The following is a 1,817-nucleotide window of genomic DNA, read 5'->3' as shown; positions in this document are numbered from 1 at the left end:
TATGGCACCGGGCTCGATTTCAGCTTTCTCTCCGCTGATGCCCTGGCGGAGGCAGAAGCGGCCGATGGCATTGCCCGCGGACGGATCGTCGTTGTCGTGGCGCTGGATGCCTATAATGTGATTGCCGATTATTCCAATCACTGTGGTGTCGCCAAATACTGGTGCGTGGCAGCGTCCGGTACGAATGTCTATTCGTCCATTCCGGTCAGCATGGGCTCTTACGCGCAGGAAAGCGGCACCTCCATGGCCGCGCCGAATGTTTCCGGCGCCATTGCCGTCCTGACCGAGGCCTATCCGACCTTCACCCCGGCAGAAATTGTCGAGATCCTGTTCATGACGGCGGAAGATCTGGGCGCGACCGGTGTCGATGATGTCTATGGCTGGGGCATGATCCGGCTTGACCGCGCGCTTTCCGTCGGTCCCGTCGGCATGCCGGAAGACGGCGTCTATACAGTCGGCACGGATGGTTCGGATACGACCTGGATCGTCTCCTTCGACAGCGATGCCAGTCTGGTAAAGGCCGGTGACGGGACGCTGGCCATTTCCAGCACGGCAAGCTTCGACGCCGGGACCACCGTTTCGGGCGGTCTTCTCGCCGTTGACGGCTCGCTGATAACACCGACACTGCTGATCGAGCAGGACGGAACCCTGGGCGGCAGCGGGCTCATCACCGGCAATGTCGATGTCGCCGGAACACTGTCGCCCGGCGATTCACCCGGCACGCTGACGGTCGCCGGCAATGTCACCCTGTCATCTTCGGCGACGATGGTGGTGGATATTGACGGCACGGGCACGCAGAACGGTGCAGGCAATTATGACCGCCTCGTCCTGACGGGAACGGGAGCGACATTCACCGCCAATGGTACGCTCAGCCCGACATTGCGCGGCATTTCCGGCGCGGCCAGCAATGATTTCTCGCCAACGCCGGGCGAATTATTCACCTTTGTCGAGGCGGCCGATGGTGCGGTCACGGGCAGTTTCACCGGGCTGACCCAGCCCGCCTCAGGACTTGCCGATGGAACACGGCTCGATGTTCTTTACTGGCCGGATGCCCTGTCGCTGGCGGCAACACCTGAGACCTATGCCGATCTCTCGGCCTTCGGCCTGTCGCTTTCCGGCAACGAGACAGCACTCGGAACGGCCATTGATGCGGCCCGGCCAGCCGCAGGCATTCGGCCTGTAGCGGCGGAGAATGATGCTTTCAACGTTCTCTATTCGGCAAGCACCGATCAGCTGGGCGCCGGATTGCCGAGCCTGACCGGACAGATCCATGCCGATATGGGCACGACCGCCGTCAGGGCGGTTGGCCGGTTTGCCGATACGATCGGACAACGGCAGTTCGGCCTCTCGGACGGCTGGCTTTCGGTCGGCGGCACGCCCTATGGCACGGGCCTTGCCTGGGCCAGTGGAACGGCAGCCTCCACCCAGATCGGCACGGCCGGCGGCGTGGAAGGCTATGACGCCAGAACCAATGACGGCACTTTCGGCATCGACTGGCGTTTCGGGCGCAATGCCTTCGGCCTTGCCGCATCCTATGAATATGCCGATGTTTCCTCGGATACCAACGGCTCGGGCAGCATCAATACCTATCAGGGGGCAGTCTACGGCACATTCGACATGGATGTGCTGGCGCTCGCTCTGCGCGGCGGGCTCAGCTATGGCGATCTGGCCACCAGCCGGGTGACGAGCCTTGGTGATTATGCAGCACGGGCAACGGCCAGCGGCCACGGCATGGGCGGCTTCATCGAGGCCAGTGCCTTCAAGGCATTCGAGGCTGACAGCATCACGCTGACACCGTCTGCCACGCTCGGCTATCG

General features: G+C 62.7%; 1 protein-coding gene. It reads left to right on the top strand.

Annotated features, from left to right (window positions below; all coding sequences use genetic code 11):
* Window positions 1-1,817, top strand: a 1,817-nt coding sequence (locus FJU08_RS22545; protein WP_141151288.1) for a S8 family serine peptidase, incomplete at both ends; no start/stop codon positions are given.

The organism is Martelella alba (assembly GCF_006516955.1).
Classification (GTDB): domain Bacteria; phylum Pseudomonadota; class Alphaproteobacteria; order Rhizobiales; family Rhizobiaceae; genus Martelella; species Martelella alba.
The sequence above is the reverse complement of the archived record's forward strand: the minus strand, read 5'-3'. Positions and strand labels throughout refer to the sequence as shown.